Source organism: Virgibacillus sp. LDC-1 (assembly GCF_030137545.1).
Lineage (GTDB): Bacteria > Bacillota > Bacilli > Bacillales > Amphibacillaceae > LDC-1.
In genome coordinates this window covers 45703-71230 of record NZ_JARUVL010000013.1, presented here as the reverse complement: position 1 = coordinate 71230, position 25528 = coordinate 45703, and the positions used below count along the sequence as shown (strand labels likewise).

General features: G+C 39.5%; 26 protein-coding genes. 2 read left to right on the top strand and 24 right to left on the bottom strand.

Annotated features, from left to right (window positions below):
• Positions 1-43 precede the first annotated feature (43 nt).
• The 17 genes from QBK89_RS11675 to QBK89_RS11595 form a co-directional block, all read right to left on the bottom strand.
• Positions 44-382 carry a DUF3870 domain-containing protein gene (locus QBK89_RS11675; protein ID WP_284141226.1) on the bottom strand — a complete coding sequence of 113 codons (339 nt, stop codon included), beginning with the start codon at positions 380-382 and terminating at the stop codon, positions 44-46.
• Positions 379-1161 carry an IclR family transcriptional regulator gene (locus QBK89_RS11670; protein ID WP_284141225.1) on the bottom strand — a complete coding sequence of 261 codons (783 nt, stop codon included), beginning with the start codon at positions 1159-1161 and terminating at the stop codon, positions 379-381. The genes QBK89_RS11675 and QBK89_RS11670 overlap by 4 nt, the downstream gene beginning before the upstream one ends.
• Before the next feature lie 299 nt (positions 1162-1460).
• A complete protein-coding gene (locus QBK89_RS11665) occupies positions 1461-2633 on the bottom strand; it encodes a saccharopine dehydrogenase family protein (protein WP_284141224.1) in 1173 nt (390 codons plus the stop codon).
• 77 nt (positions 2634-2710) lie between these two features.
• Entirely contained in the window at positions 2711-4210 is a 1500-nt protein-coding gene (locus QBK89_RS11660) for an aldehyde dehydrogenase family protein (protein ID WP_284141238.1), read from the bottom strand.
• 121 nt (positions 4211-4331) lie between these two features.
• A complete protein-coding gene (locus QBK89_RS11655) occupies positions 4332-5969 on the bottom strand; it encodes a thiamine pyrophosphate-dependent enzyme (RefSeq protein WP_443089793.1) in 1638 nt (545 codons plus the stop codon).
• Positions 5970-6014: 45 nt separating this feature from the next.
• Complete coding sequence (locus QBK89_RS11650; RefSeq protein ID WP_284141222.1) at positions 6015-7178, bottom strand: aminotransferase class I/II-fold pyridoxal phosphate-dependent enzyme; 1164 nt, start codon at positions 7176-7178, stop codon at positions 6015-6017.
• A 121-nt stretch (positions 7179-7299) separates the two neighbouring features.
• Entirely contained in the window at positions 7300-8877 is a 1578-nt protein-coding gene (locus QBK89_RS11645) for a Na+/H+ antiporter NhaC family protein (RefSeq protein ID WP_284141221.1), read from the bottom strand.
• 166 nt (positions 8878-9043) lie between these two features.
• Positions 9044-9715 (bottom strand): hypothetical protein, encoded by a 672-nt coding sequence (locus QBK89_RS11640; RefSeq protein ID WP_284141220.1) that lies wholly within the window; start codon positions 9713-9715, stop codon positions 9044-9046.
• 579 nt (positions 9716-10294) lie between these two features.
• On the bottom strand, positions 10295-10960 hold the full coding sequence (locus QBK89_RS11635; protein ID WP_284141237.1) for a TerC family protein: 666 nt from the start codon (positions 10958-10960) through the stop codon (positions 10295-10297).
• Between the two features lie 117 nt (positions 10961-11077).
• Complete coding sequence (locus QBK89_RS11630; RefSeq protein ID WP_284141219.1) at positions 11078-12016, bottom strand: DMT family transporter; 939 nt, start codon at positions 12014-12016, stop codon at positions 11078-11080.
• A 108-nt stretch (positions 12017-12124) separates the two neighbouring features.
• Positions 12125-14011, bottom strand: a complete 1887-nt coding sequence (locus QBK89_RS11625; protein ID WP_284141218.1) for an ABC-F family ATP-binding cassette domain-containing protein — start codon at positions 14009-14011, stop codon at positions 12125-12127.
• Between the two features lie 44 nt (positions 14012-14055).
• Complete coding sequence (locus QBK89_RS11620) at positions 14056-14232, bottom strand: hypothetical protein (RefSeq protein WP_284141217.1); 177 nt, start codon at positions 14230-14232, stop codon at positions 14056-14058.
• A 190-nt stretch (positions 14233-14422) separates the two neighbouring features.
• On the bottom strand, positions 14423-15517 hold the full coding sequence (locus QBK89_RS11615; protein WP_284141216.1) for a sensor histidine kinase: 1095 nt from the start codon (positions 15515-15517) through the stop codon (positions 14423-14425).
• Positions 15504-16187 carry a response regulator transcription factor gene (locus QBK89_RS11610; RefSeq protein ID WP_284141215.1) on the bottom strand — a complete coding sequence of 228 codons (684 nt, stop codon included), beginning with the start codon at positions 16185-16187 and terminating at the stop codon, positions 15504-15506. The genes QBK89_RS11615 and QBK89_RS11610 overlap by 14 nt, the downstream gene beginning before the upstream one ends.
• Before the next feature lie 78 nt (positions 16188-16265).
• Positions 16266-16859, bottom strand: coding sequence for a TlpA disulfide reductase family protein (locus QBK89_RS11605; RefSeq protein ID WP_284141214.1), 594 nt, complete (start codon positions 16857-16859; stop codon positions 16266-16268).
• A gap of 17 nt (positions 16860-16876) precedes the next feature.
• Complete coding sequence (locus QBK89_RS11600; protein WP_284141213.1) at positions 16877-17620, bottom strand: cytochrome c biogenesis CcdA family protein; 744 nt, start codon at positions 17618-17620, stop codon at positions 16877-16879.
• On the bottom strand, positions 17621-18268 hold the full coding sequence (locus tag QBK89_RS11595; RefSeq protein WP_284141212.1) for a hypothetical protein: 648 nt from the start codon (positions 18266-18268) through the stop codon (positions 17621-17623).
• Between the two features lie 271 nt (positions 18269-18539).
• Here QBK89_RS11595 and QBK89_RS11590 point away from each other — a divergent pair, with 271 nt between their 5' ends.
• Complete coding sequence (locus QBK89_RS11590; RefSeq protein ID WP_284141211.1) at positions 18540-19520, top strand: DmpA family aminopeptidase; 981 nt, start codon at positions 18540-18542, stop codon at positions 19518-19520.
• Between the two features lie 21 nt (positions 19521-19541).
• Positions 19542-20231 (top strand): copper homeostasis protein CutC, encoded by a 690-nt coding sequence (locus QBK89_RS11585; protein ID WP_284141210.1) that lies wholly within the window; start codon positions 19542-19544, stop codon positions 20229-20231.
• A 198-nt stretch (positions 20232-20429) separates the two neighbouring features.
• On the opposite strand, the gene QBK89_RS11580 is transcribed toward QBK89_RS11585, so the two are convergent.
• The 7 genes from QBK89_RS11580 to QBK89_RS11550 form a co-directional block, all read right to left on the bottom strand.
• Positions 20430-20660, bottom strand: coding sequence for an excisionase family DNA-binding protein (locus QBK89_RS11580; protein ID WP_284141209.1), 231 nt, complete (start codon positions 20658-20660; stop codon positions 20430-20432).
• Positions 20661-21054: 394 nt separating this feature from the next.
• Positions 21055-21465 (bottom strand): hypothetical protein, encoded by a 411-nt coding sequence (locus QBK89_RS11575; protein WP_284141208.1) that lies wholly within the window; start codon positions 21463-21465, stop codon positions 21055-21057.
• A gap of 166 nt (positions 21466-21631) precedes the next feature.
• On the bottom strand, positions 21632-23086 hold the full coding sequence (gene nagE / locus QBK89_RS11570) for an N-acetylglucosamine-specific PTS transporter subunit IIBC (protein ID WP_284141207.1): 1455 nt from the start codon (positions 23084-23086) through the stop codon (positions 21632-21634).
• Positions 23087-23214: 128 nt separating this feature from the next.
• Positions 23215-24036, bottom strand: a complete 822-nt coding sequence (locus QBK89_RS11565) for a PRD domain-containing protein (protein ID WP_284141206.1) — start codon at positions 24034-24036, stop codon at positions 23215-23217.
• A 106-nt stretch (positions 24037-24142) separates the two neighbouring features.
• On the bottom strand, positions 24143-24634 hold the full coding sequence (locus tag QBK89_RS11560) for a PTS sugar transporter subunit IIA (RefSeq protein ID WP_284141205.1): 492 nt from the start codon (positions 24632-24634) through the stop codon (positions 24143-24145).
• 278 nt (positions 24635-24912) lie between these two features.
• Complete coding sequence (locus QBK89_RS11555; RefSeq protein ID WP_284141204.1) at positions 24913-25161, bottom strand: DUF3949 domain-containing protein; 249 nt, start codon at positions 25159-25161, stop codon at positions 24913-24915.
• Between the two features lie 46 nt (positions 25162-25207).
• Positions 25208-25492, bottom strand: coding sequence for a GNAT family N-acetyltransferase (locus QBK89_RS11550; protein WP_284141203.1), 285 nt, complete (start codon positions 25490-25492; stop codon positions 25208-25210).
• Positions 25493-25528 lie beyond the last annotated feature (36 nt).

Genomic DNA, 25528 nt, shown 5'->3' with positions numbered 1-25528 from the left:
TTAAACCTGTAACGTTACTTCCATTATATGTTATTTGTTAAACTTATGCATCCCGCCGTTCATCTTGAGATCGATACCGATAAGCTTCATATTGTTTATCTAAATCCTTTAATGCGGAAATAATTGCATTTCCTGCTTTCCCTAAGTAATGGTGCTTTACATCTTCTACTGGCTGCTCAATTCCATCCTGTAAGCTATATCCCTTTAATAGCTCCTGTACATATTCTCTACCATGAAGCGTTGCCAACGTACATCCCGCAGAAACGATAACCCCATATTTTTTATCCACCTCTGCAGTAATCGTCAATGTTTCGTAAATACTTTTCGCTGCCATCCCTGATGGTAATCTGGCATGTCCAGCGATAAAAATCGTTTTTCTCATTCGTACGCACACTCCATCGTAGTTTGATATCCTAGCTTGGCAGATATTTCTAATGCGCTCTCCTTCGTATGCTTTTTTATATACAGTAAATGATCCCCTTCAAAACGACTTGAAAGACCACTTACTGTTAAAGCAGCGATGACTTCTCCTTTAAAGTTATGTATTGGAAAGGATATCCCAGTCGTGTCGGCATCCTGTTCACCGATACTATACGCATAGCCTACCTTTCGAATATGCTGTAATTGCTTCCGTAACAAATCTTTATCTATTAATTGCTGCGCTGATAATTGGTATAAATTTGATTGCTCTAAGATTGCTTGCTGTTTTTGCTCTGACAAAAAAGCCAATAATAGCTTAGGTCCTGAGCCAATATAAAGTGGCGAGCTTTTTCCTATGCGCGTATATAACCGTAACGCACGAGTGCTCTCTACTTTTTCAATATATGTCGCTTCTTCGTTATTGACAATGACTAGGTGAACGACTTCATTAATTGTTTGTGCTAGTTTTTCCATAAACGGTAGAGCGACTTCTCTAATTTCTAAGGATGAAGAAACGAGCTGCCCTAATTCCAATAGCTTTAGGCCTAATCGATAGCGACTATCATGCTCTGAATCCTTTGTTTTGTATAAAAAGTTCATGCGCTCAAGCGTTGTTAACAACCGATAAGCTGTTGGCTTTGGAAGAGATGATCTTACTGCAATTTCTTTTAATGAAAGCTCTGGTGTTTCTTCTGAAAACAAATCCAATAGCTTGAGTGCCTTTACAACACTTTGGTTCATTTTTCTTCTCCTTCTTCAGCTAATAAGTAAAAGGGAGACTGGGATAAATCTAAATAGTCGGTAATAAAGACAAACAATACGCTATTCTAGCGTAGAAAATATACGGAGACTCCTGCGGGAGGAAAGGCGTCGGTGAGACCCCACAGTGACGAAGGAACGAGGAGGCTCACTAGCCGCCCGCAGAAAGCGGAGTATCTTTCCGGAGCGATTATTTATCCAACTATCGTATTGTTCGTAATTTACATTGATTAATACACTTTTGTCCCAGTCTCTCCATTATCTTACGTGTTAAAACACACTTAACTATTCACGTGCGTTTTTTCAGTCATTTCCATTTCGTGTATGACGACATTGCGTTTTGCCATTTGTTCCATATACAAGGCACCTGGAACGATTTGTTCTGGTGGATAAACCCCACGCTTTGTTATATCCCCGTTTGCAATCATTTGTGCAACAACCGAAATTGTATTTGCAGTTGCTCTAGCCATTGCAGTGACATTATGTTCCCGATCCTTATAGGTTGTCATTTCATAGGCATAGGTTTTCTGTTCACCATTCTTCTCGCCCGAAACAACGACGCGTAACAAGACTGCATCATCTTTGTCTCCAAGCTCCACAATCGGATCAAGTACCTTTAAAAATACATCACGCGGTTTAATTTTTTGACCATGAACATCCACTTCATAATCCGCACGAGTTAAATTAAGATCAACGAGTAGCTTGAATTTTTCGGCATGACCAGGATAACGTATCGTTTTATATTCTAATGTTTCTAAATCCGGATAAGAAATCGACAACGTCGATGTGCCACCAGACGTGTGAAATGCCTCCAATGGTCCAAACTTCTCAAAGTAAATTCGTTCAACCTCTGATAAAGAAGGAACTTCCTGTTTCATCCCATTGCGGATAATTAACGATGGGTCGGTATAATGATCAAACACGCCTTCCATTGAAAACACATGATTATACTCAAGTGGTGCGTCAGGCTTTACAGGTATTCCTCCAACATACAGGCGAATGGATTGGAGCTGATCAAGCTTACTCGCCCCATAGCCTGATAAAATGTTTATCATCCCAGGAGCAACACCAAGATCAGGAATTAATGTAACATTTGCTGCTTCAGCATCCTTTTTTAATTCCAAGACTTTATCCGTAATGTGACCAATATGCCCACCTAAATCAACGGAATGCACGCCAAGCTTAATGACAGTTTTTGCGACGATTTCATTAAAGGAATAAAACAAAGCATTAATAATCACATCAAATTGACCGATATATTGTGCTAAATTTGCTTCATCACTAGCATTTACCTGGTGTGCAGTTAGCTTAGGTGATTGCAGCTGGTTACAAACGGTTTGTGCCCGTTGTAAATCAATATCCGCTAACCCAACGACGGTTACATTGGGACTTGCAACTAAATCCCGTGCCGCCTCTTTTCCCATTAATCCTGCTCCAAGAACTCCGATTTTCATCTGATCAACTCCTATAACGATATTTCATTAATTATGTGACAGTACGTTATAACCTTCTCTAACAATGCTGCCTATAGTTATTCCACATCAATTTGAGCACGCTGTAGCTTTCCACTATAATCCACGTAAACGGCTTTCCATTCTGTGAAAACATCTAACGCCTGTACGCCGGAATCGCGATGTCCATTTCCAGTTCCTTTTGAGCCTCCAAATGGCAGATGGATTTCTGCGCCGGTTGTTCCAGCGTTTACGTAAACAATTCCTGTATCTAAATCACGTTGGGCTTTAAATACGCGATTCACATCTCTCGTAAAAATAGAACTTGAAAGTCCATAGGTGACGCCGTTATTTACTTCAATCGCTTCTTCAAAGCTTTGCACTGGAATGAGGGAAACGACTGGACCAAAAATCTCCTCTTGCGCAATACGCATCGAAGCAGTAGCATCTGTGAAAAGTGTTGGGGCAAAATAATACCCACCCTTATATTCACCATCTGTTAGCTCATAACCTCCTGCTAGTAGCTTTGCACCCTCGTTTTTCCCAATGTCGATATATTTTTTAATTTTTTCGAGTCCCGCTTGATTAATAATCGGCCCGACTTTTACCGATTCATTCAAGCCATCTCCAATGACTAACTCCTCCATCTTAGCTAATAAACGTTCCTCCAAGGTTTCCTTTACATTTTCATGTACAATGACCCGACTACAAGCCGTACAACGCTGCCCACTCGTTCCAAAGGCACTCCATAATATTCCTTCCACAGCAAGCTCTAAGTCCGCATCATCCATAACGATGACCGCATTTTTTCCACCCATTTCTAATGACACCTTTTTTAATTGACGACCACATTCAGCAGCAATATTGCGTCCTGTATCATTGGAACCGGTAAATGAAATGACTCGAATTTTATCATGCTGTACCATCGCATCTCCAACTGTTGAGCCGCTTCCAAATACAACATTTAGCACGCCCTTGGGAAGCCCTGCTTCTTCACAAATCTTCGCTAATTCATAAGCCATAATCGGCGTTTCTGTTGCCGGCTTCCATACTACTGCGTTTCCAGCGACAATAGCCGGGAATGACTTCCACGTCGCAATAGCGATTGGAAAATTCCATGGTGTAATAATTCCTACCACACCAATCGGTGCACGCACACTCATCGCGAATTTATCCTTTAACTCAGCTGGGGTAGTTTGACCAAATAAACGTCTTCCTTCCCCTGCCATATAAAAGGCCATATCAATTCCTTCTTGTACTTCACCACGCGCTTCTTCAAGTACCTTTCCATTCTCCATTGTTAAAAGCTGCGCAAGCTTTTCCTTCCGCTCCCTCATCAAGTAACCAATTTGATACAACACCTCAGCACGCTGTGGAGCAGGTACTAGCGCCCACTCCTTTTGCGCCTTTTCAGCTGCCTTTACTGCTTCATTGACAGCCTTTTGATCAGATAATGGTACTTCTACAATCGTTTCTCCAGTTGCTGGATTTGTTACTGGAGCTGTTTCCCCAATTGCTTCCTCCCATTTGCCATTAATGAAATTTGCTAGTTTTTTTACTTGAAGTAATCCTTCTGTCATCATTTATCCCTCCAAATTAATTAAATTTCTTATCCTGACACCCATGTTCAGTTCCAATGAGGCCAGATTATCGGATAATAAAGAAATGCATCTTTAGATTTCTATGAAAAACGTGACTGAATTATTTCCTTGCTTGATCTCGTAGCTGAGTAATCGTCTTAGCAACAGAGATTTGTTCTTTCTCTGTGCGAATTTCGATTACAGTAGGCACGTTCATCGAAATTGCTTCTGTAAGTGCCTGCTCAAACTGCGCTAGACTGGATACAAAATAACCTTTTGCTCCGACACTTTCCGCCATTTTTGCAAAGGAAACGGTACCTAAATCTGTGGCAATTACTTTTTCTGGATAGTAGAGTTCTTGGTGCATCCGAATCGTTCCGTACATATTGTTATTAAAGACAAGTGCAATAACTGGAATGTTGTATCGCACTGCGGTTTCCAGCTCCTGAACGGTCATCATAAAGCCACCATCGCCTGAAAGAGAAACGACGAGCTTCTCTGGATAGGCGAGCTTGGCGCCAATCGCTGCTGGTAATCCGTAACCCATTGCCCCTGACGTTGGTCCAACATACGTGTGCTGTAGAGTAAACGGGTAAAACGCATGGAGCCAGCCCGCAAAATTTCCAGCATCATTCGTAAGCAGTGTACTAGCTGGTAGCTTTGTCGCCATGGAATGGATAATTCGCTTATTAATCACATCTCCATCCTTTACGCTCAAGGAGCTTGCCTGCCGATAGCGCTGTTGACATCCATCTGCCCATTCATGCCAAGATGGACCTAGGTTTAATTGAAGTAGCGCGCTTAACGCTTCTTTTACATCTGCAACAATTCCGATGTCAGGTGCATATACCTGACCAATAACTTCATGTGAGATATCAATATGAATCAGTTTTTTCTCTTCCGTCATGATTGTATAATCCTGTGTTGTTACCTCAGAAAGTCGTGTTCCAAGTGCCACGATAACATCTGCTTCTGCTACTGTTTTTATAATCTCCTGATTTGTCCCTAATCCTAAATGTCCCGCATACAATGGGTGATCGTTCGGGAATACATCATGGCGACGAAAGCTTGCTATCACAGGAATGTTATATTTATTCGCAAAGGAAGTAAGGACAACCTCAGCCTCTGCCTGTTTTACACCACCACCTGCAATTATTAATGGACGTTTTGCCTGAGAAAGGATTTCATTAACGCGAATAATCTCCGTTTCAGAAGGAGCAGGCGTTGCAACAGGACTTACTGGTCCAAAACGCATTGCCGCTTTTCTAGGCAGTACATCCTCTGGCAATGACACAACAACAGGACCTGGTCTACCAGATTTCGCCACCCGGAAAGCGCGTTGGACAAGCTCTGGTATTCTATCAGGATCGTTTACTTCAACTGTCCATTTCGTGATCGGCTGAAAGTAATTATCCAAATCAATCTCCTGGAATCCTTCTCTTCCTTTAAACTTACTATGTACCTGCCCCAGAAAAACTACCATTGGTGTTGAATCCTGATACGCCGTGTGCACACCAATAGATAGATTAGCAGCACCAACCCCACGTGTAGCTAATACAACTCCTGTTTTCAGCGCTGATTTTGCATACCCTTCTGCCATAAATGCCGCTCCTCCTTCATGCCGAGCAGCAATAACTTGAATGGAAGGTGTATCATAGAGCGCATCAAGTACTGGTAAATAGCTTTCTCCAGGTACACAAAACACATTTGAAACGTCTTCTCTTTTCATACATTCTACAACTGCTTGTGCGGCAGTCATTTGTGTAGATTGTTCTACGGTCTTTTGCACAGCTTGCTTCCCTCCTTAAAATGGCATCCGCTGAAGTCGTTTCCCTGCTTCTTCTAGTCGTTCAACTGGCACGGTTAAAGCAATTCGCACGTATCCCTCCCCTAAATGACCAAAAGCAGTTCCTGGGGTAACGATTATTGCTGCTTCCTCTAGAACCTGATTGGCAAACGATTGTGAGCTAAATCCGTCAGGAACTTTTGCCCAGAGAAATATTGTGCCTCTTGGTTTTTCTGCGATAATTGCACTTTTTTCAAGGGCTTGGTGCATTTTTTCCATTCGTTCCTTAAAAATGGAGCTGTGCAACGTAGCTGCTGATAAATCACTTTTAAGTGCTCTTGCTGCCGCCTTTTGAATCGGTAAAAACTGACTTGTATCGATATTGCTTTTTAATGTTGATAAAGCCTTGATCACAGTTTTATTTCCAACGACATAACCTATTCGCCATCCTGTCATATTAAAGCTTTTCGAAAGGGAGCCGAATTCAACTGCACATTCCTTTGCATTTGGAACCTGCATCACACTTGGTGATTTGTAGCTATCAAAGGTAATCAAGTCATATGCCATATCATTCGCTAAAATAAGGTTATTTTCGACGGAAAATGTAACCGCTTCCAAAAAAGTTTGAATAGAAACCGTGGCGGCGGTTGGATTGCTCGGGTAATTTAGGAACATGAGCTTTGCAGCTGCTTTTTCTTCTTTCGATAGCTTGTTAAACTGTGGTTCATAGCCTTGCGCATGATTTAAAGGCAGATCAATCGTACGTCCACCCGCTAAATGAACAGCGCTCCGATAAACAGGATATCCCGGATTCGGTACAAACACAGCTTCACCTGGATTAATTACCGCTTGAACAAGGTTTGCAATTCCTTCCTTTGTGCCAATTAGCGCGAGCACTTCCTCTTCTGGATCTAACTGAACCCCATACCGCTTCAAATAAAACTGCGCTACAGCTTCTCTAAATTCCACACTTCCTGCATAGCTTGAATAGCGATGATTCGCAGCCTTTTGCGATTCTTCCACTAGTCGATCAATAATAAAGGCAGGGGTAGGTAAATCTGGCGCCCCAATTCCTAAATCTATGACATCCACCCCTTTCGCCTGCAGTTCGAGCTTTTTACGCTGAAAATCAGAAAACAAATATGGCGGCAAACTCTGTACTTTCTTTGAAATAAAAGCCATCCTCATCCTCCTGTTTCATTATATGAAACGCTATTTCATATAATTACCAATAGTATAAAACAGTATTTTCTAATTTTCAATTCTTTTTAAAAAATACTGACATTTCATTCGAAAGACCTAGTTACTTGGCAATTTTTTCTTCCTCCACCATTACCCTTGGCTTTTTACAAAGTGCAAAAAATATCGCTAATCCTACAAAGACCATTGCTAAACCAAGCAATACGCTTCCCGATAAACCAAGTGCTAAATAACCAAAGCCAGCAATACCAGCTGCCACTAACGCATATGGAAGCTGTGTCGTAACATGGTCAATATGATGACAGCTTGAACCAGTAGAAGACAAGATCGTTGTATCAGATATCGGAGAGCAGTGATCACCAAACACAGATCCCGCTAATACAGCAGCCATAACTGGGAGGATTAATGATATATCTGTTGCAGCGGCAATTTGCCCGCCTATTGGTAACAATAAAGCAAAAGCACCCCACGAAGTTCCGGTTGAAAAAGCAATAAACCCAGCCATTAAAAAAACGATAAACGGTAATAATGCAAAGCTAAGATTAGAATCCTTTACGACTTCTCCAAGATACACACCTGTTCCTAATTGATCAATTAACGCAACAATCGCCCAGGCAAAAATTAAGATTGAAAATCCAGGTAGCATCGACTTAGCTCCAAAAGCAAACCCATTTTTAAACTCTTTTCCTGTTAATTGCTTTTGTACTAAATGTCTTACAAACAAGCTAAGTGTTACAAGTAATCCAATAGCCCCACCTAAAAATAATGCTTCTGAAACATCGGCTTCTCCAAATATGGCAATTAACGTCTTTTCTTCCCCAGTTAGTGCTCGATACCCACTCCAATAAATAAATCCGATCGTAGCAAGAAATAGTACCGCAATTGGAACGACAAGATCGGTAATTTTTCCAATCTGGCTCGTCACGAGCTTTGCTTCCGAGTCAATCGTTTCCTTATGGTTCGGATCCAATACTTCTCCTGTTTCGATTGCCCGTTTCTCATGCACTTTCATCGGACCAAAATCAACTTGGCGTAATGCAATAATTGTCACTACTCCTAACGCAGACCATACATAAAAATTCATCGGAATCATTTGCAGAAAAGCGGTAAATTCAGAATCAGATATGCTTTGTGCTGCAAAAACTGTCCCGATAATCCCAATAATGTATGCTCCCCAGCTTGATACTGGAGCAACAACACATATTGGTGCAGAGGTGGAATCAACAATATAAGCAAGCTTAGCACGTGAAATGCGATGCTTATCCGTTACTGGCTTCGCAACCTGTCCGACAGTTAAGCTATTAAAGTAATCATCCACAAACACAATTACTCCCAGAATCATCGTCATTATCTGTGCACCGGCTCGCGTTTTCACCCGACGAATCATCCATTCACCAAAAGCTTGTGCTCCTCCCATCATACTTACAAATGCCGTAATAATTCCAAGCATCAGTACAAACAAGAGAATGTAAATATTCCATGTGTTAAGTGCGCCATCGACCACGAAGACTCCTTTAAATGCATCCCAAATTAAGCGCAGTGATTCTTGCAGTTGAAAGCTTCCTACGAAGAATGCTGCCGCGACAATGCCAACTCCAAGCGAGACTAAAACTCGCTTTGTAATAAGCACCATGAGAATTGCTAATAACGGCGGAACTAACGACCAAATAGTATTTTCCAATACAAAACCTCCTTTATCTTAGTTCTTGTCGGTTGTTGTTTTTTGATTATTAATACTATTCTACATTATTTATAAAACACCTTTTTTATTCACGAAAAAGGAAAACAAAAAACCCCTTTCACAGCCAGAAAACAGACTGGTGAAAGAGGAGCTTTTTTTGTTTTATTTATATTTCTTCATCTACTCGGTGGACAATACGAAAGCTGCTTTCATCTAAAAGCTCAGCAACATGAATTTTCAAGCCATGACCGAAAACCACTTCATCCTCTGTCATCGCCACAATCATCGCCTTCGTTTTATTTTGAACATCAAGGTAAATATCGCCTACTGCTGGTTTAATGCGATCCTCACTCTCGGCCAAATATTCCATCGACTCATCTTCAATCTGCTGTGATTCTGGAACCTTGTTTTTATCATAATAGGCAATCTCTTGACTACCTTCCCCACGTCCAGGAACCATCACAACATATTCATGGTGCTTTACACCATTATCTCTTGTCGTTACAACATTGCCATCCTCGACACTTTCAACTTTTTCGATTTCATTTAATGAATAGTGATCTAGAAAGTCAGGCGCTGGCTTTGTTATAAGAATGTAATCTCCTTCCTCAGGAGTCTTCGTTTCATCAATCGTATATCGTTTTCCATAAAATATAAATGTATCATTATGCTTTGGCTTATAATAATGAATCTCACTAGCCTTTGTTAAAATTTGTTTCATATCCTTCAAGCGGTATAAGTGAATCGATTTTTTAAACATTGGCTTTACAGAATATACTTTATGGAGTTCATTTTCATAAAATACAAATTGCCCTTTCCTCACTTGGAACAGCTTCATTTTTTCAACCTCCCACCATTATTCTCTTTGAACGATTAATAATATGTTCCCTTAAATACATCTAATTTAAACACATATTTACCGCTGTTACCACTATTTAACTAGAAAAAGTTTTGCATAGCTTGATTAGCAGAGTTGGAGGACTCACTTATGTGGGGCGGAGGCTTGATCGAATTGGAGCGATTCTTGATCGTTTGAGGGTGATTCTTGATCGAATTGGAGCGATTCTTGATCGTTTGGAGCTGTTCTCGATCGTTTAGGGTGGTTTCTCGATCGAATTGGAGCGTTTCTTGATCGTTTCACCCTGTTTCTTGATCGTTTGGGAGGATTCTTGATCGTTTGGAGCTGTTCTCGCTCGAGTTGGCGGGTTCTCGCTCGAGTTGGGATGTTCTCGCTCGAATTGGAGCTGTTCTCGCTCGAGTTTGGGTGCATCTCGCTCGAGTTGGCGGGTTCTCGCTCGAGTTGGGATGTTCTCGCTCGAATTGTGGCTGTTCTCGCTCGAGTTGGAGCGGTTCTCGCTCGTTTCATAATCCTATCCAATAAAAAAACTGCATCGAAATGATGCAGTTTTACTTTGTATTATGCTTTTTTATTTCGTAAATATCCTAAACCTAATACTGCTACTGTTAATCCAACGATGATTCCATATATTTCAATCGCATTATCTAAATGAAGCATAGTAATCACATTTGCATCACCAGTAATCATCTCTGCAGCTGTCCACGCAAGAATTCCTGAACCAATGTATGCAATCCACGTATATTTTTCCATTACACGAACGATGAGCTTTGATCCAAATATCATAATCGGAATACTAATGGCCACACCGATAACAATCATACCAACATGTCCACTCGCAGCACCAGCAATTGCAACCACATTATCAAGACTCATGACCGCATCAGCCATAATGATCGTCATTACTGCTTTAAACAAATTATTTGATGCTTCAATATTATTCGCTTCACTTTGATCATCGACAAGCACATGATAAGCAATCCATAGTAATAGTATGCCACCAATCAAATGCACATACGGGATCCTTAAAAGGAAGACAATTAAAATAGCAAAGATAACACGCAACACGACCGCACCGGCAGTCCCCATAAAAATTGCTTTATTTTGATGTTCCTTCGGTAGCCTTCTTGTTGCCATCGCAATAACAATTGCATTATCACCAGATAAGATAATATCGATTGCAATAATTTTTAGTAGCGCAATAATCGATTCGGATGTAAATTCAATCCCAAGCAAAATGGTTGCCACCTTTCCTTATGAAACATAATAATTATACTACTATCTATTATGTTGTAAAGTACAACCTATTCATATTATCGTTGTTTTACGCTTTAGTCCGGTATGTTATGCGTTTTTAGCTGGTATCCTCTGTCTACCATGATAATTTATCGCTACAATTCCTACAGCGACAAGGGCTAGTCCGCCAATTATAAATCCATTTAGCTTCTCGTCTTGAATAAACATTGCAGATAAAAGCGCGCCCGAAACTGGAGTAATGAATTTATACATCGTAATTTCTCCAGCCTTATTATATTTTAGTAATGAATACCAAAGCGCAAAAGCAATTGCCGATAAGAGCGCGGAATATATTAACAATCCCCAGCCGAGGGGAGTAAACGCAATCGCATTTTCTTGTATTTGTGGCACTCCAACCAACAACATTAGTACCGAACCGATTGTTAATTGATAACCTGTTAACGCAAATGGATGTATTCCAACCGCCATCTCTTTCGCCATAATGGTACCTATCGCTCCTGTTAAAGCAGATAGAATCATATAGCCTTCCCCTGTTAAATGGAAGGTGAAATTAATTTCTTGTCCCCAGTTTGCTACAATAATCCCTGCAAATCCTGCGATTAATCCGATCGCTTTGGCTTTATTCAACCGGTCATCGCGATAAAAGAAATGTGCGATAATAACGGTAAAGAATGTACCACTTGATACGAGAATCGCCCCTTGCATTCCGGATGTGTTCGCCAATCCATTGTAAAAAAAGAAATATTGTAATGCCGTCTGGATAATACCGAATACGACTAAAAACCGAAACTGCCTTTTCGTTACTGCCAATGCCTTTCGGTTCATGAGCAATAATCCGACTAATAAAATAAGACCTGCCATTAAAAACCGCATGCCTGCAAAAACAATTTTTGCAATGACATCATTCGTCGCCATTTGCATCTCTGTATAACTTACCTTCAAAACCGGAAACGCGCTTCCCCATAAAATCGCACAAAAGATTGCAATTGGGATAACTATCCATTTTCGTGTTAAAAACTCCTGCATCAATCGTCAACTCCTCTAATTCAAAACAACCGCTCACATTACTTATTAACTCTACGTCATCCACGAAAACGAAACAGGCTATTCCACTGTTCCGGAATAACCTGCTTTCTACTTGTTTCCTTCTAATTCCTCCACAAGCAATGAAAGTTCTTCCCATCGAGTTAATTTTGCTTCTAGCTCTTGTTCGGTTTCTTGTTGTTCCTTAAACAATGATTGTACTTTTTCGGAATCACTCCCAGCAGCGATAATTCCTTCTTGAAGCTCGGTTACCTTATCTTCTAACTCAGCAATTACATCTTCAATTTGCTCCCACTCGATCTTCTCATGATAGGAGAGCTTTTTCTTTTTAGGCTTAAGACGTTCCGTTGAAGAGGAAGCTTGTTTCTTTTCCATTTTGGTTTCATCTAACAGCCTCTGTTCTAAATACGCACTATAATTACCATAAAAAACGTCAATCGTTCCATTACCCGTAAAAGCAAATAAGCGATCAACGATACGATCAAGAAAATAGCGATCATGAGAAACCGTAATGACAACGCCAGGAAATTGATTTAAATAATCCTCAAGCACTCCGAGCGTTTGCGTATCTAGGTCATTTGTCGGTTCATCCAAAAAGAGTACGTTCGGCTCTGTCATCAATATTTTCAATAAATATAACCGGCGCTTTTCACCACCAGACAACCGTCGGATGTAAGTCCATTGCTCCGAGCGTGAGAAAAGAAACCGCTCCAGCATTTGTTCCGCGGTAACCACTTGCCCATCCTTTGTATAGATGACCTCTGCAACCTGCTTGATATAATCTATGATGCGTAAATCACCATCAAGTTCTTGCTCTCCTTGCGTATAATAGCCGATTTTTACAGTTTCACCTATCTCCACTTCTCCACTATCAGGGCTTAAACGGGCTGCCATTATATTAAGTAACGTTGTTTTACCAGACCCATTTGGACCAATAATGCCGATTCGATCACCAGGTACAACGAGCTGGCTAAAATCAGTAATACAGCGTTTCATTGCAAAGGATTTATTAATTTGTTTTAGCTCGAGTACTTTTTTTCCTAAGCGAGTCGAACCGATTTCAAGCTCGATTTCGGACTTTCTCGTATCAAACGTTTTATCCTGCATTTCGGTTACTCGTTCAATGCGAGCCTTTTGCTTTGTAGTCCGCGCCTTTGCTCCACGCTTGAGCCAAGCTAATTCTCGTCGTAGCGTATTGGCATGCTTTTGTTCATTTGCTAGCTCCAACGCTTCCCGTTCTGCTTTTTTCTCTAAAAACACTTCATAATTGCCCTCATAACTATATAAATTACCCTTATCAAGCTCAAAAATACGATTTGTCACACGATTTAAGAAATAGCGATCATGCGTTACGATTAATAAGGCTCCATTATAAGCTGTTAAATACTTCTCCAGCCACTCTACCGTTTCATTATCTAAATGGTTAGTCGGCTCGTCTAAAATAAGCAAATCAGCAGGTTGAATTAATGCCCGCGCGATCGCTACTCGTTTCTGCTGTCCGCCTGAAAGTGCTGCTATTTTTTGATCAAAGTTTATAATTCCTAGCTTTGTTAAAACCGTTTTAGCTACGGTATTTGCTTCCCATGCTTCCTGTTCATCCATTCGTTGCTGCTGCTTAAGCAGTTCTTGTTGTGCATCCTCGCTCTCTGGAAAGCGTGATAACTGCTGCAACGCACTTTCATAAGCACGCATCGTTTTCATAATGGTGGAATCTCCGTAATAAATTTGCTCTAATACGGTAAGCGTTGCATCCAAGCTTGGCTCCTGTGCTAAATACGTAATCTGATAATCATTTGCATGATGAACCGTTCCGGATTCAGGCGAATCGAGCCCTGCAATCACCTTTAAAAAGGTCGACTTTCCCGTTCCATTAACACCAATTAAGCCGATTCGATCCTGTTCCTTAATAACACAAGAAATCTGGTCGAACAAGGTTTTTTCACCGTACGTTTTTTGCAGGTTCTCAATTGTAAGCATATGTTTCCCTTCTTCTATTAAAAATAGTTACATTACGAAATACATTAATCCTTGCGCCTGTCTCTTACTACTTTTTTTCCTAACAGTACGATTAAAAATAGTAACCAGGATGTCACAACATAAAATATTAACTTACTCATTTCATCCATTTTATCAAAAAAGATAGCCATCCCTGTCCATATAATACCGATTCCTATAATTTGATATATGTAAAATTTCACGTTAAAATCCTCCCCCATTGCCAACTATCCGTACTCTAGTGTATCTTAGAACAGCGCTTTTTTCCATTAATTCATCGCAAATGAATCAATCTCTTAATCCCTCACATGAAAAATCCGAACTATGATTCAACATTCGTTTGAATCAGCTCGGATTTTCAACAATTCAAAATGACTTCTTTCGTTGGGGAAATTAACTTTCTTCGTCTTGTGGAATTCGAAACCAAAATCGATTTTGGTTTCCTTCTGTCCTTACACCTATCGTACCACCATGCATTACAACGATTTCCTTGGCAATAGCTAACCCAAGACCGCTGCCAGCACGGTGGTCTCGTTTTGCTTGTTCTGATCGGAAGAATCGATCAAAAATACGCTCCTGATCCTCTATAGCAATAGGCGCTCCAGGTCCGGCAACTTCAACATAATAGCTATGCTTGCTAGACTCACCCGTTATTTGAATTGGACCTTCTCCATCATAATAATGGATCGCATTTTCAAGTAAATTATTTAATATTTGCTGGATTCCTTCTATATGTACAAGCATGTCTTTATCTTGAATATGGATTTCAATTGGAATATTCCGTTGCTGTAGCGTATATTGAAACATTGCACAGCATCGCTCGATCTCCGCTTTCATGCTCACCCATTTTTTCTCAACAAAAAGAGTTGTACTTTTGTAATCCCATTCCTTCAGCAGTTCTAATTGCTCTACCATAGAGGTTAGTCGCTTTGATTCTTCATATAGGGATTTAAATAGCTTTTCATCTCCGTGAATGACCCCTTGCTCCAATGCTTGTAAATATCCATTTAAGTTCGCTAATGGCGTACGTAATTCATGGGAAAGATCGGTTACAAGCTTTTTTCGTTGCGCCTCATTTGTTTGCAACTGTAAAAATAAATCATTCACATGCTGCACAAGCTGCCCAACCTCATCATTTCCTGTTTTTTCTACAGGTGCTGGATATTCTCCTTGCCGCATTCGCTTTGTAGATTCGATAAGCTGCCGAATTGGTTCAATGAGCTTGTTAATCATATAAAAATGCAGCACGCCTCCGATAACGATAAAGAGAACGCTAAATATTAATACATATTGAAGTAGTGTCGCATTAAATTGACGTTGTCTTTGTACATCAAGGTTACCAATTCCTTGCGCAAGAAAGCATGCCGTATCATACACTGCCCAACCACTTATACCGATCGCAGCTGTAATGACCAGTAAATTTATCGCAGACAGCCTCCACACAAATCCCTTTGGAATAATGGAATGTCTCCGTTTATTTACTGGCAAATTTATACCCCATTCCTCGAACCGTTTGAATGCGCTCAGGCATCGACGGATTGTTTTCTATTTTTCGGCGCAGCTTTTTAATATGGGCATCAATCGTACGGTCAGATACATCCTGCTCGGCATATGGATATATCTCATCCATGAGCTGTTCTCGAGACAGCACAACATTTGGATGCTGCATAAAATAATACAACAAACTGAATTCATGCTTTGTTAAATGAATTGGCGCATCATGCAACAGTACCTCTCCTTTGCGTGGTTTAATACAAAGGCCGTCATGGACAATTTTTTGACAATACTGCCCTGTTCTACGCAATACTGCTTCCACATGTGCCACAAGCTCATTCGGGTCGAATGGCTTTGTAATATAATCATCCGCTCCCATTCGTAATCCTTCGATGCGATCATCAATACGAGCCATTGCAGATAATAGAATGACGGATACATCTTTGTTTTCCTGATCCTGCAGCCATTCTAAAAACTGCTCTCCAGGTATGTTTGGAAGCATCCGGTCTAAAATAATTAAGCAAGGATGATAAGTTAAAAAAGCTGTTTTTGCTTCTTCCCCATCGCTTGCTTCAATTACTTCATAGTCTTGTCTTTCTAAGTAGATACGGACAAGATCACGTATCATCTTGTCATCCTCTACTACTAAGATCGTCTGTTTCATAAGAAGACCCCCATCTAGGCAAACTATCTTAAGCTTCGACTAGCTTGCTCACTTCTTATTTTATACGATAGAGGCACTTTATTTCATCTTTTCGAATTCCTGCACCATGAGCTCATAATTTAATGCACCAAAAGCCTTATTGTGAATAATCCCTTTTGAATCTATTAAAAACGATGTTGGAATAGGCTGTATTTGATACGTGGTTGAAACAGACAGATCTTCATCCATTAAAATACGGAAGGTAAGACCAAAATCCTTTGTAAAATCAGGTACATCCTGCCTGCTACTTTCGGTATCTGTCAGGTTTACAGCTAGGATGACAACATCTTTATTTTCATGAAACTTTTGCATATCTGGCATTTCAGCTCGACAAGGAGGACACCATGTCGCCCAAAAGTTGAGCATCACACGCTTGCCTCGAAAATCAGATAACTTAACCGATTCACCATCGAGTGTTTTTAATTCAAAATCTGGAGCAATGTCTCCTTTTTCCAAACCTACTTTAGGTTTCTCCGTCTCTTGGTCTTTTGTCACAGCTTGATCAGCAGATGGCTTTTCCTCCTGTTCAGTGGTTTCATTTTCGGAAGCAGACTTTCGATTGTCCATCGTAAAATCATACACTGCCCAAGCAAACATCCCTACAATAACAACAATTAAAATCGTTTTTTTCATCTATAACCCTCCATTCATCAACCTAAGTTCATTAGCCATGTATCCTGCACAAGGCGTAACAAGAAATTAGAAATCCGTGTCATTTGTCCGGTAAATAAAAGCACTCCCATTGCAATCATAATTGCTCCGCCAACCTTCATGATTTTTTGACTGTGACGAACAATCCATCGTGTTGATCCAAGAAAAAATGAAAGAACAAGAAACGGCACAGCAAAGCCAAGTACATAGCTTAGTGTATAAATGGTTCCTTGCGTAGGATTTGTAGCCGCAACAACAAGAATGGATGCAAAGATTGGACCAATACAAGGAGTCCATCCAGCAGCAAAGCCCATTCCTACAAATGTGGTTCCAATATAGCCTGCCGGTTTTTTACGAATGTTCCAGCGCTTTTCTTTCATAAATGGTTTAATCGTAATCCAGCCTGCTACAAACAATCCCATTACAATGATAAAAATCCCTGCAATTCGCTGAATGAAAATACCTGTTGTGCCGGCTAGTAAGCCTTGAATCCATTGTCCAAGAAAAGATATTCCGATACCTAAGCCGATAAAAACCGATGAAACACCGATTAAGAAGAAAACCGAGTGAAGCATTAATTTACTTCGAATCTTTATCGCTTTATTGTGTTCTAATTCTTTCACACTTATCCCAGTAATATACGAAAGATACGCTGGAAACAAAGGCAATGTACATGGAGAAAGAAAGGATAAAACCCCTGCCCCAAATGCTAGCCAAATCGTTATGTCTGCCGCAGCACCCATCTATATCAACCTCCTCTTAAATTCTCTTATCAATACACTTAAAAACAAAATTGCGCTTACCGCATAGAAAATCGGATGTAACATATATCCAAAAACACTCGTATAAGGCTCGAAGAACAAGAGAAGTAGCTTTCCTATACTCCATAGAAACATGACGAAAAAAGAAGCTGTCATCCATCTTGTTTTCCCTTGCAGCAACAAATACAGCAATACTAAGAAAACGAGTAACACGATGTAACTAAAGGCGATATCATCGCCAAGTGAAACCATTTGAATAAACTCATACGTTAACGAACCGAACAAAAAAATGGGAATAAATGAAGTAACTAAAAGATACCCATCTAATTGCTTCCGCTTTACTTTATAAGCAACCTGTACGCATATCGCTAAAATGGCAAAATAAAAAGCCTTGGAATCACTTGGATACGCTAATATAACAAGTGGATCCTTTATAAACAAAGCGATATTCAATACGATCTTCCCTACCCAAATAAAAATAACAAAATTAATAAGAAGAGAAAGTATTGTTTCGGCTTGTTTTTTCTTTTCTTTTTTTGCTGATAGACTTGTTACATAATAAAAGATAAAACCCGCTAATAAACTTGCGATAATAATCCCAATCACACTTAACTTCCACATTGCTGCCATTCGACATCCTCCATTACCTACTCATCTGTATTTCAGCATAGCGAAGCAATGTGAAAATTTGATGAAAGGCGGTCCATTTTTTTCTACTTACAGAAAAACAAAAGGGTAAACGTTCATCTCGTCCTGCCTAAACTCTATAACAAGGTAGCTTTTTCCTAATCACGATATTGAGTCAATGGCTCAAAAACCTCATGAAAGAAGCATGTCCCCACTTCAACCTTTTGTTATAATAAAGGTATTAGATCCTGATACCTTTCATAGGGGGGATGCAATGAAGCTGACAAAAGGAACGTATAACGCCATTACAGATGTGCATGGTGTCAACGTAGGACATGTTACATTATATGAACAAATTGATGAAGCGAATACTATTTGCACCGGAGTAACTGCTATTCTTCCTCATGGAGGAAACACCTTTCAGGAAAAGCTACCTGCTGGCTGTCATGTTATCAACGGCTTCGGAAAGACTACAGGTCTCGTTCAAATGGATGAGCTAGGGCTTTTAGAATCTCCTATCATGCTAACGAATACATTTTCTGTTGGAGCCGTTTTACAAGGGACGCTTGATTACATGCTGAAAGCGGATAAAACAATAGGAGATACAACAAGCACGATCAATATTGTTGTTGGTGAGTGCAATGATAGTTACTTAAATTCAATTCGACTGCAGGCCGTTCAACGTGAGCATGCCTTCGAAGCAATTAAGCGCGCAGCTAGTGGTCCTGTAGAGCAAGGTGCAGTCGGTGCTGGAAAAGGAATGGTTTGCTTCGGTTATAAAGGAGGCATTGGTTCTTCTTCGCGCATAGTCGATCAATATACAGTCGGTTGTCTTGTATTAAGTAATTTTGGTAATCGGGAGGACGCACTATTTGCAGATTGGGCAACAAATGACATAGAAACTCCTGATGGATCGATTATGATTATCGTTGCAACTGATGCACCCTTATATGATCGTCAGCTTAAACGGCTTGCGAAACGTGCAACAGCGGGGTTAGGAAGAACAGGAAGCACGATTGCGAATGGAAGTGGTGATATTGCAATTGCATTTTCCACCGCTAATCGCCAAGCACATACGGAGAAAATGCCTCTTACAGCGTACTCGTTTATCCGGGATGACCATCCAATAATGAACAAGCTCTTTCAAGCTGTCATTGAAGCAACAGAAGAAGCGGTTATAAATTCATTACATTATGCAGAAACAACTTATGGACGAAAAGGAAGAGTTATTTCCAAAGCACCAATAATCGATTAACATAGAATGGAGCGTTGCAGAATGAAATTAGAAATCATTACCCTTCATGAGGAAGATACATTACAAGCACAGCAGCTAGGTGCAGATCGCGTCGAACTCGTCAGTGCCATGCAAGAAGGCGGACTCACACCAAGCTACGGCACGATTAAGAATGTATTGCAAGCCGTTACGATTCCCGTACAAATCATGGTTCGTCCCCATAGCTTTGGATTTGTGTATGATGAAAAGGACTGGAAAACAATCAAAGAGGACATCTCTATCATTCGCGAGCTTGGAGGAAATCGAATTGTATTTGGAGCAATTACTTCTGAAGGGGAAATTGACGAACCGTTACTCGATAAAGTAATCTCCTTTGCACCTGATTTTGATATAACCTTTCACCGTGCCTTTGATGCAGTGGAATCACAAACTAAAGCCTACCAAACATTAACGAAATACAAGGAAAACATTAAACGTATTCTTACTTCTGGAGGAAAACCAAAAGCTGAGGAAGCAATTGAAGAGTTAAAACATCTTATAGCGCTTTCCAAGGAGCTTGATGGACCATCCATTTTAGTAGGAAGCGGAATAAGCACAAATAATATTGAATTGATTCACAACCAACTTGGAGCATCGGAATACCATGTTGGTTCGGCTGCCAGAATCAATCATGACTTTAATAACCCTTTAAGTAAGGAAAATGTAGACAAAATTACCCGCGCACTGAACTAGAAGTTCCGTGCACGGGTTTTATGATCTCTGGACTTTTGCTTTTTCAAATTTTAATCCTAAAGATTTCCTAATATAGATGATCCAACTTCACAAACGATTGCACGAAGCCAATTTCATATCGGATTAAAAAAAGTTCATTGTGAGGGTTAGTCTTCTCTTAGGTCAGCCGCTATGGAAAAAGCAGTAAGCTGTATCTTCTTAATCTTCATCTTTCACATCAATATCTTCAGGAATTGGCTCCCGTAAATAGGCTTCGATCATTTCACGGTATTTTTCTACCTGCTCAAAATGGGTTTTAAATTGCGCTTGATTAATTAAATATTGCTTCCCATCATGTACTGCTCGAATACGTCCTTGAAGAACGAGTTTTTCAATTTTTGCTTCATCTATCGATAAATACTCTGCCGTCTCTTTTATTGTTAAATACATTCGAATCACCTCACATATGCTTCCTGTTATTTTACCACGAAGCAAGCGCGAGCGTCTGTTCAGAGAACGTAAAAGAAGAAACCTAATATACGAATGCTTTCCATTTCACGTAGATTATAGCAGCTGTCTAACGTTTCTATGTGAATTACGACTAAAAAGCCACCTCATTTCAACTAATGAGATGGCTACTGTTTCTATTTGATTGATGTTCTCGATGAAATTATTGTGACTGAATAATTTGGTCATTAACAAATTGCTTTAAGAAAAATAATTCATTATCATTAGGATCCCTGTTATTTTCTGCCTTAAAGGACACTATCGAATTTTCTAGTGAAGTGGAATTAACAGCTTGACTTGCTCTCGTCAACTCTTCCCAATAGCAACAATTTAAGTTTTAATCAATATACTTTGTCAATTCACCTAATTCCTTTTTGGAAATAAACCGATGCTCGTAAGATAAAACACTGTATTTAGAGTCTTTTTCTCCAGGTATTCGAATTGTCGTACGAATCAACTTGAAAGGAGGATTATGTGGGCCTTCAAATCCAATCACTCTTAATGAAACATCATACGAATCGTTTTCTATATCCCTTGATATTTTTTCAATTCGCTCGTATGTAAATAATTGTCTATCATCATGTGCATCCATCACTTCAAGAATTGTACTACCAAGAAATCTTAAAAAAGCTAACTCCATTATAGAAGGATATTGATTTTGTGGGATTATTTCTGTTTTGGCTTTAGACTCCACGCTATTTGCGAACAAGAATATAGGGATAAGTAGGAACAATAAAGTTTTTTTCATTTTAAAATCTCCTTGTATTCAGTTAAATTAGTTTTTCACGAGAATAAAAGCTTTTATTCATAAAAATCCTAATTAGACTAAAGGAGACTTTAATTGAATATGACAAAAAGCTTGGGGATATCCCCAAGCTTTTTAGTCAATTGTATTTACTTCTATCTTTGAATGATTATTTTTTACCACGTAGCTTGCCTATTTCATCGGCTACGAATTGAACATTTGTACCAACTATGACTTGGATACTATGTTTTCCAACTACATTAATTCCAGGTACATTTGTTGCTTTAATTTTTCCTTCATCCACTTTATCCATATCTTTTACTTCGACTCTTAATCGCGTAGTACAATTATCTACTGAAGTAACGTTTTCTGCACCGCCTAAACCTTCGTAGATTTTAGCAGCCATTAGAGCGAATCTATCTTGCTTATCTCCACTCTCATCTCCTGTTACTTCTTCCACAATTTCTTCATCCTCACGACCAGGAGTCTTTAAATTGAATTTTGTAATTAAGAAACGGAATAAGAAATAGTAAATTACCGCAAAGACAAGTCCTTGTACAATAAGCATATACGGTTCATTAGCTAATGGAAGTTTTGAGCTTAGGAAAAAGTCGACAAACCCGGCACTAAAACCAAATCCTGCTGTCCAGTTAAACATTGCCGCAATGGCTAATGATAGTCCTGTTAAAACCGCATGAACAAAGTAAAGTGCAGGAGCAAGGAACATAAATGCGAATTCAATCGGCTCTGTAACACCAGTAAAGAAAGCTGCAAAACCTGCTGCAAGCATTAAAGAAGCAGTTTGTTTTTTACGTTTTGTTTTTGCAGTGTGGTACATTGCCAAAGCTGCTGCTGGTAAACCAAACATCATGATTGGGAAAAATCCTGCTTGATACATTCCAGTAACACCTTTTACGCCTTCACCTGACCAAAACTTACCGATATCATCGATTCCGGCAACATCAAACCAGAACACCGAGTTTAAAGCATGGTGTAGTCCAGTTGGAATTAAAAGGCGGTTAAAGAAGCCGTATAAACCAGCACCTGCAGCGCCTAGCTTACTAATCGATTCTGCAAAGTTTACTAATCCAGTATAAATAACCGGCCAAACAAAGAATAATACCGCTGCTGCTAAGATCATAGCAAAGGATGTCATGATCGGAACTAATCGCTTTCCACTAAAGAAGGCAAGTGCATCCGGTAACTGCACATGACTAAAGCGATTATACATATTCGCTGCAACAATACCTGAGATAATCCCGATAAAAGCGTTACTAATTTTTCCAAATGCTGCGTTGACACTCTCTGGATCTATCCCTTGTAAAAGAGCTACTGTATTCGTAGAGAGTAGAGTTGTTACAACTAGAAAAGCAACTAATCCACTTAATGCAGCGGAACCGTCCTTTTCCTTCGCCATTCCTAACGAAATACCTACCGCAAATAAGATTGGGATATTATCAATAATTGCTGATCCTGCTTTAATTAAGAAAGCAGCAACTGCACTTCCTTCCCCCCAGCCTGAAGGGTCGATCCAATATCCAATACCCATTAAAATCGCTGCTGCCGGTAATACTGCAACTGGTAGCATTAATGAACGACCGAGTCGTTGAAAATATTTCATCATTTTGTTTTCCTCCCTTTCATCATTTAAATGCTTACTTACATTTTCCTGCCGTTCTATTACACTTCACTTCTAATCAAAGCAGATGAATGTGTATCCGCTCTCAAAAAAGATATTAATAAAGTCAGTAATCATTGATATTTCCGTAAGCGTTCAATATGAAGTGTAATATAGCCTAATTCTTCCTCAGGTAAATGGATTCCGTGTGTTGCGGACAACTGCTTTGAAACAGCCACGGCACATTCAAAAGACAATTTAAATTTTCGTTTAATCATTTCTAGCATTTCTACATCCATGGAATGTACCTCATAATGATTTGCTCTCATTAAGGCAAAGCGAAGATGTGTCATAAGCCGTTCATAAGCGACATCGTCCTCTTTCAGTCCAATGTTTAAAAAGCGCTTGATCGTCTTAACCATGTCTCGTACAATTGCTGTTTGTCGAACTGTTTCGTGTAAATCACCTCCTTGAATTTTCATTGTGTGTATATGAAGGGCAATATAGGCTGCCTCATCTATCGGCATTTCAACCTGAAGTTTTTCCTTTACATGCTGGATAGCCCATAGCCCAATTTCAAACTCTTTTTTGTACAAAATTTTAATTTCCTGTAACAGCTTATTCTTCAGATGAATACCCTTTTCTTCTCGCTCAATCGCAAAGGATAAATGATCGGTCAGCGCAAGTAAAACATGCTCATTTAATTTTGTATCGAGTTGTTTTTCTGCATAGGAAATAATTTCTTCTGAAAGAATAAGGTGTTCTTCCGGTATTCTTAACAGAAGCTGTTGAAGCTTTTCATTTTCCTTTAATACATATAGTTTTTCTATTTTACTTTGATTGACAATATCATTTCGTTTTTTCTGAAACCCAACCCCTGCGCCGATGGCGATTTTTTCTTGTTCCCCATCTGCTATGACGACTGCATTATTATTTAGGATTTTTATTATTTTCACCGGAAGACACCTCCTTATACATCATTATTGAATAGCATACTATTGTTCTATTACCATTCTATGAAAACGGTTCCGCGGATATCCTTGTATCAACCTGTTTACTTTCTTACTCAGAAACCGTTATGATAACTGTTTTCCCGGCATTAGCTTTCTTTTCATCTGTCAATGTAAACTGTTTTTCACCTTCATTACTGTTCGTGATAACCATTGGCGTGACAATATCCTTTGCATGGTTCTGAATATATTCTAAGTCAAACTCTAATAAAGGCTGTCCAACTGTTACCTTTTCTCCAGTTTCGACCTTTAGTTCAAATCCTTCTCCCTTTAAAGCAACTGTTTCTAAGCCTACGTGGATTAGAACCTCTGCTCCATCGTCTGACAACAATCCAATTGCATGCTTTGATTCTGGAATTTGAATAACCTTTCCATTCACAGGAGAAAGTACTTGCCCATTGGTTGGAATAATTGCCATTCCTTCTCCCATCATTTTTTGACTAAACACTGGATCTGGCACTTCCTCCAATGGAATGACGTTACCAGTTAAAGGTGCATATAATTTTTGTTCTTTTGCTGGTTTTTTAAATAAATTTTTAAACATCGTAATTACTCCTTTCCTATCTTCGATGACTTTTCTTATTAGAGAAATCCGCATACATAGTTTCCCATGAAAATAAAGAATTATTTTTCCACCCACATCGGATGGCACTAAAAAAGGCATGGGGCACCTAGAGGAATGAACTCCCTCTAATTGTACCACCATGCCTGATCGAATCAGTAACATGTGATGCATAATTTTATTTTCAAATTCATCATACCATTTACCTAAAAAAAAATCAAACTGAAAGCGTAATCATTGTGTGACCGCTATGACCCTGCTTATTCTTTTCCATGGCGAAGCTTATAAATAAGCATCGCGACAAAGACAGCGGGCATGTTAAAAATATTCCCTTGTAAATTATACTGCAACTGTTGCTGTTCAAATGGTAAGGTTTCATGTAACTCGTTATGGGTTTTCTTTGATTTCACAGAGGCTGATTTCGTTTCCGTAATAGTATCATATTGTAGTTTCGTTAAAACAAGATAGTAAATGATGATAGGCGTGCCTAGAATGAAATAAATCTCCATGCCTCCACCTCCTTGCTTACAATACGAAGAAATGACCTGTAAGGTTTCATTTAAAACCGTCTGCTAACAAGGATTGGTATTTTTTATTTGACTGCATGTATGCAGCAGCATAAGAGCATTGTGGAATTATCTTTTTGTTGTTTGCTTCTGCATGAGCTAATAACTTCTCCATCAACAAGGCAGCAATTCCTTGACCACGTAATTCCTTTGAGACATACGTATGATCAATAATCCATATCGATTGCCCCTTCTCAACATACGTGATTTCAGCCTTAGCATGTTGTTCACTATCTCCTAAATAAAACGTATTGTTTCCCTCTTTTATTTCCATCTTATCCCTCCATTTGTTTTTACTATTTCTTTATAA

Coding starts and splice junctions, on each gene's coding strand:
- QBK89_RS11580 (WP_284141209.1), bottom strand. CDS start 20,660: ATGTATTTAACAATAAAAGAGACGGCAGAGTATTTATCGATAGATGAA.
- QBK89_RS11625 (WP_284141218.1), bottom strand. CDS start 14,011: ATGCTTACAATTGAGAACCTGCAAAAAACGTACGGTGAAAAAACCTTG.
- QBK89_RS11670 (WP_284141225.1), bottom strand. CDS start 1,161: ATGAACCAAAGTGTTGTAAAGGCACTCAAGCTATTGGATTTGTTTTCA.
- QBK89_RS11640 (WP_284141220.1), bottom strand. CDS start 9,715: ATGAAGCTGTTCCAAGTGAGGAAAGGGCAATTTGTATTTTATGAAAAT.
- QBK89_RS11585 (WP_284141210.1), top strand. CDS start 19,542: ATGAAATTAGAAATCATTACCCTTCATGAGGAAGATACATTACAAGCA.
- QBK89_RS11660 (WP_284141238.1), bottom strand. CDS start 4,210: ATGACAGAAGGATTACTTCAAGTAAAAAAACTAGCAAATTTCATTAAT.
- QBK89_RS11550 (WP_284141203.1), bottom strand. CDS start 25,492: ATGGAAATAAAAGAGGGAAACAATACGTTTTATTTAGGAGATAGTGAA.
- QBK89_RS11555 (WP_284141204.1), bottom strand. CDS start 25,161: ATGGAGATTTATTTCATTCTAGGCACGCCTATCATCATTTACTATCTT.
- QBK89_RS11595 (WP_284141212.1), bottom strand. CDS start 18,268: ATGGCAGCAATGTGGAAGTTAAGTGTGATTGGGATTATTATCGCAAGT.
- QBK89_RS11655 (WP_443089793.1), bottom strand. CDS start 5,969: ATGACTGCCGCACAAGCAGTTGTAGAATGTATGAAAAGAGAAGACGTT.
- QBK89_RS11630 (WP_284141219.1), bottom strand. CDS start 12,016: ATGCAGGAGTTTTTAACACGAAAATGGATAGTTATCCCAATTGCAATC.
- nagE (WP_284141207.1), bottom strand. CDS start 23,086: ATGATGAAATATTTTCAACGACTCGGTCGTTCATTAATGCTACCAGTT.
- QBK89_RS11575 (WP_284141208.1), bottom strand. CDS start 21,465: ATGAAAAAAACTTTATTGTTCCTACTTATCCCTATATTCTTGTTCGCA.
- QBK89_RS11665 (WP_284141224.1), bottom strand. CDS start 2,633: ATGAAAATCGGAGTTCTTGGAGCAGGATTAATGGGAAAAGAGGCGGCA.
- QBK89_RS11590 (WP_284141211.1), top strand. CDS start 18,540: ATGAAGCTGACAAAAGGAACGTATAACGCCATTACAGATGTGCATGGT.
- QBK89_RS11650 (WP_284141222.1), bottom strand. CDS start 7,178: ATGGCTTTTATTTCAAAGAAAGTACAGAGTTTGCCGCCATATTTGTTT.
- QBK89_RS11605 (WP_284141214.1), bottom strand. CDS start 16,859: ATGAAAAAAACGATTTTAATTGTTGTTATTGTAGGGATGTTTGCTTGG.
- QBK89_RS11600 (WP_284141213.1), bottom strand. CDS start 17,620: ATGGGTGCTGCGGCAGACATAACGATTTGGCTAGCATTTGGGGCAGGG.
- QBK89_RS11610 (WP_284141215.1), bottom strand. CDS start 16,187: ATGAAACAGACGATCTTAGTAGTAGAGGATGACAAGATGATACGTGAT.
- QBK89_RS11560 (WP_284141205.1), bottom strand. CDS start 24,634: ATGTTTAAAAATTTATTTAAAAAACCAGCAAAAGAACAAAAATTATAT.
- QBK89_RS11675 (WP_284141226.1), bottom strand. CDS start 382: ATGAGAAAAACGATTTTTATCGCTGGACATGCCAGATTACCATCAGGG.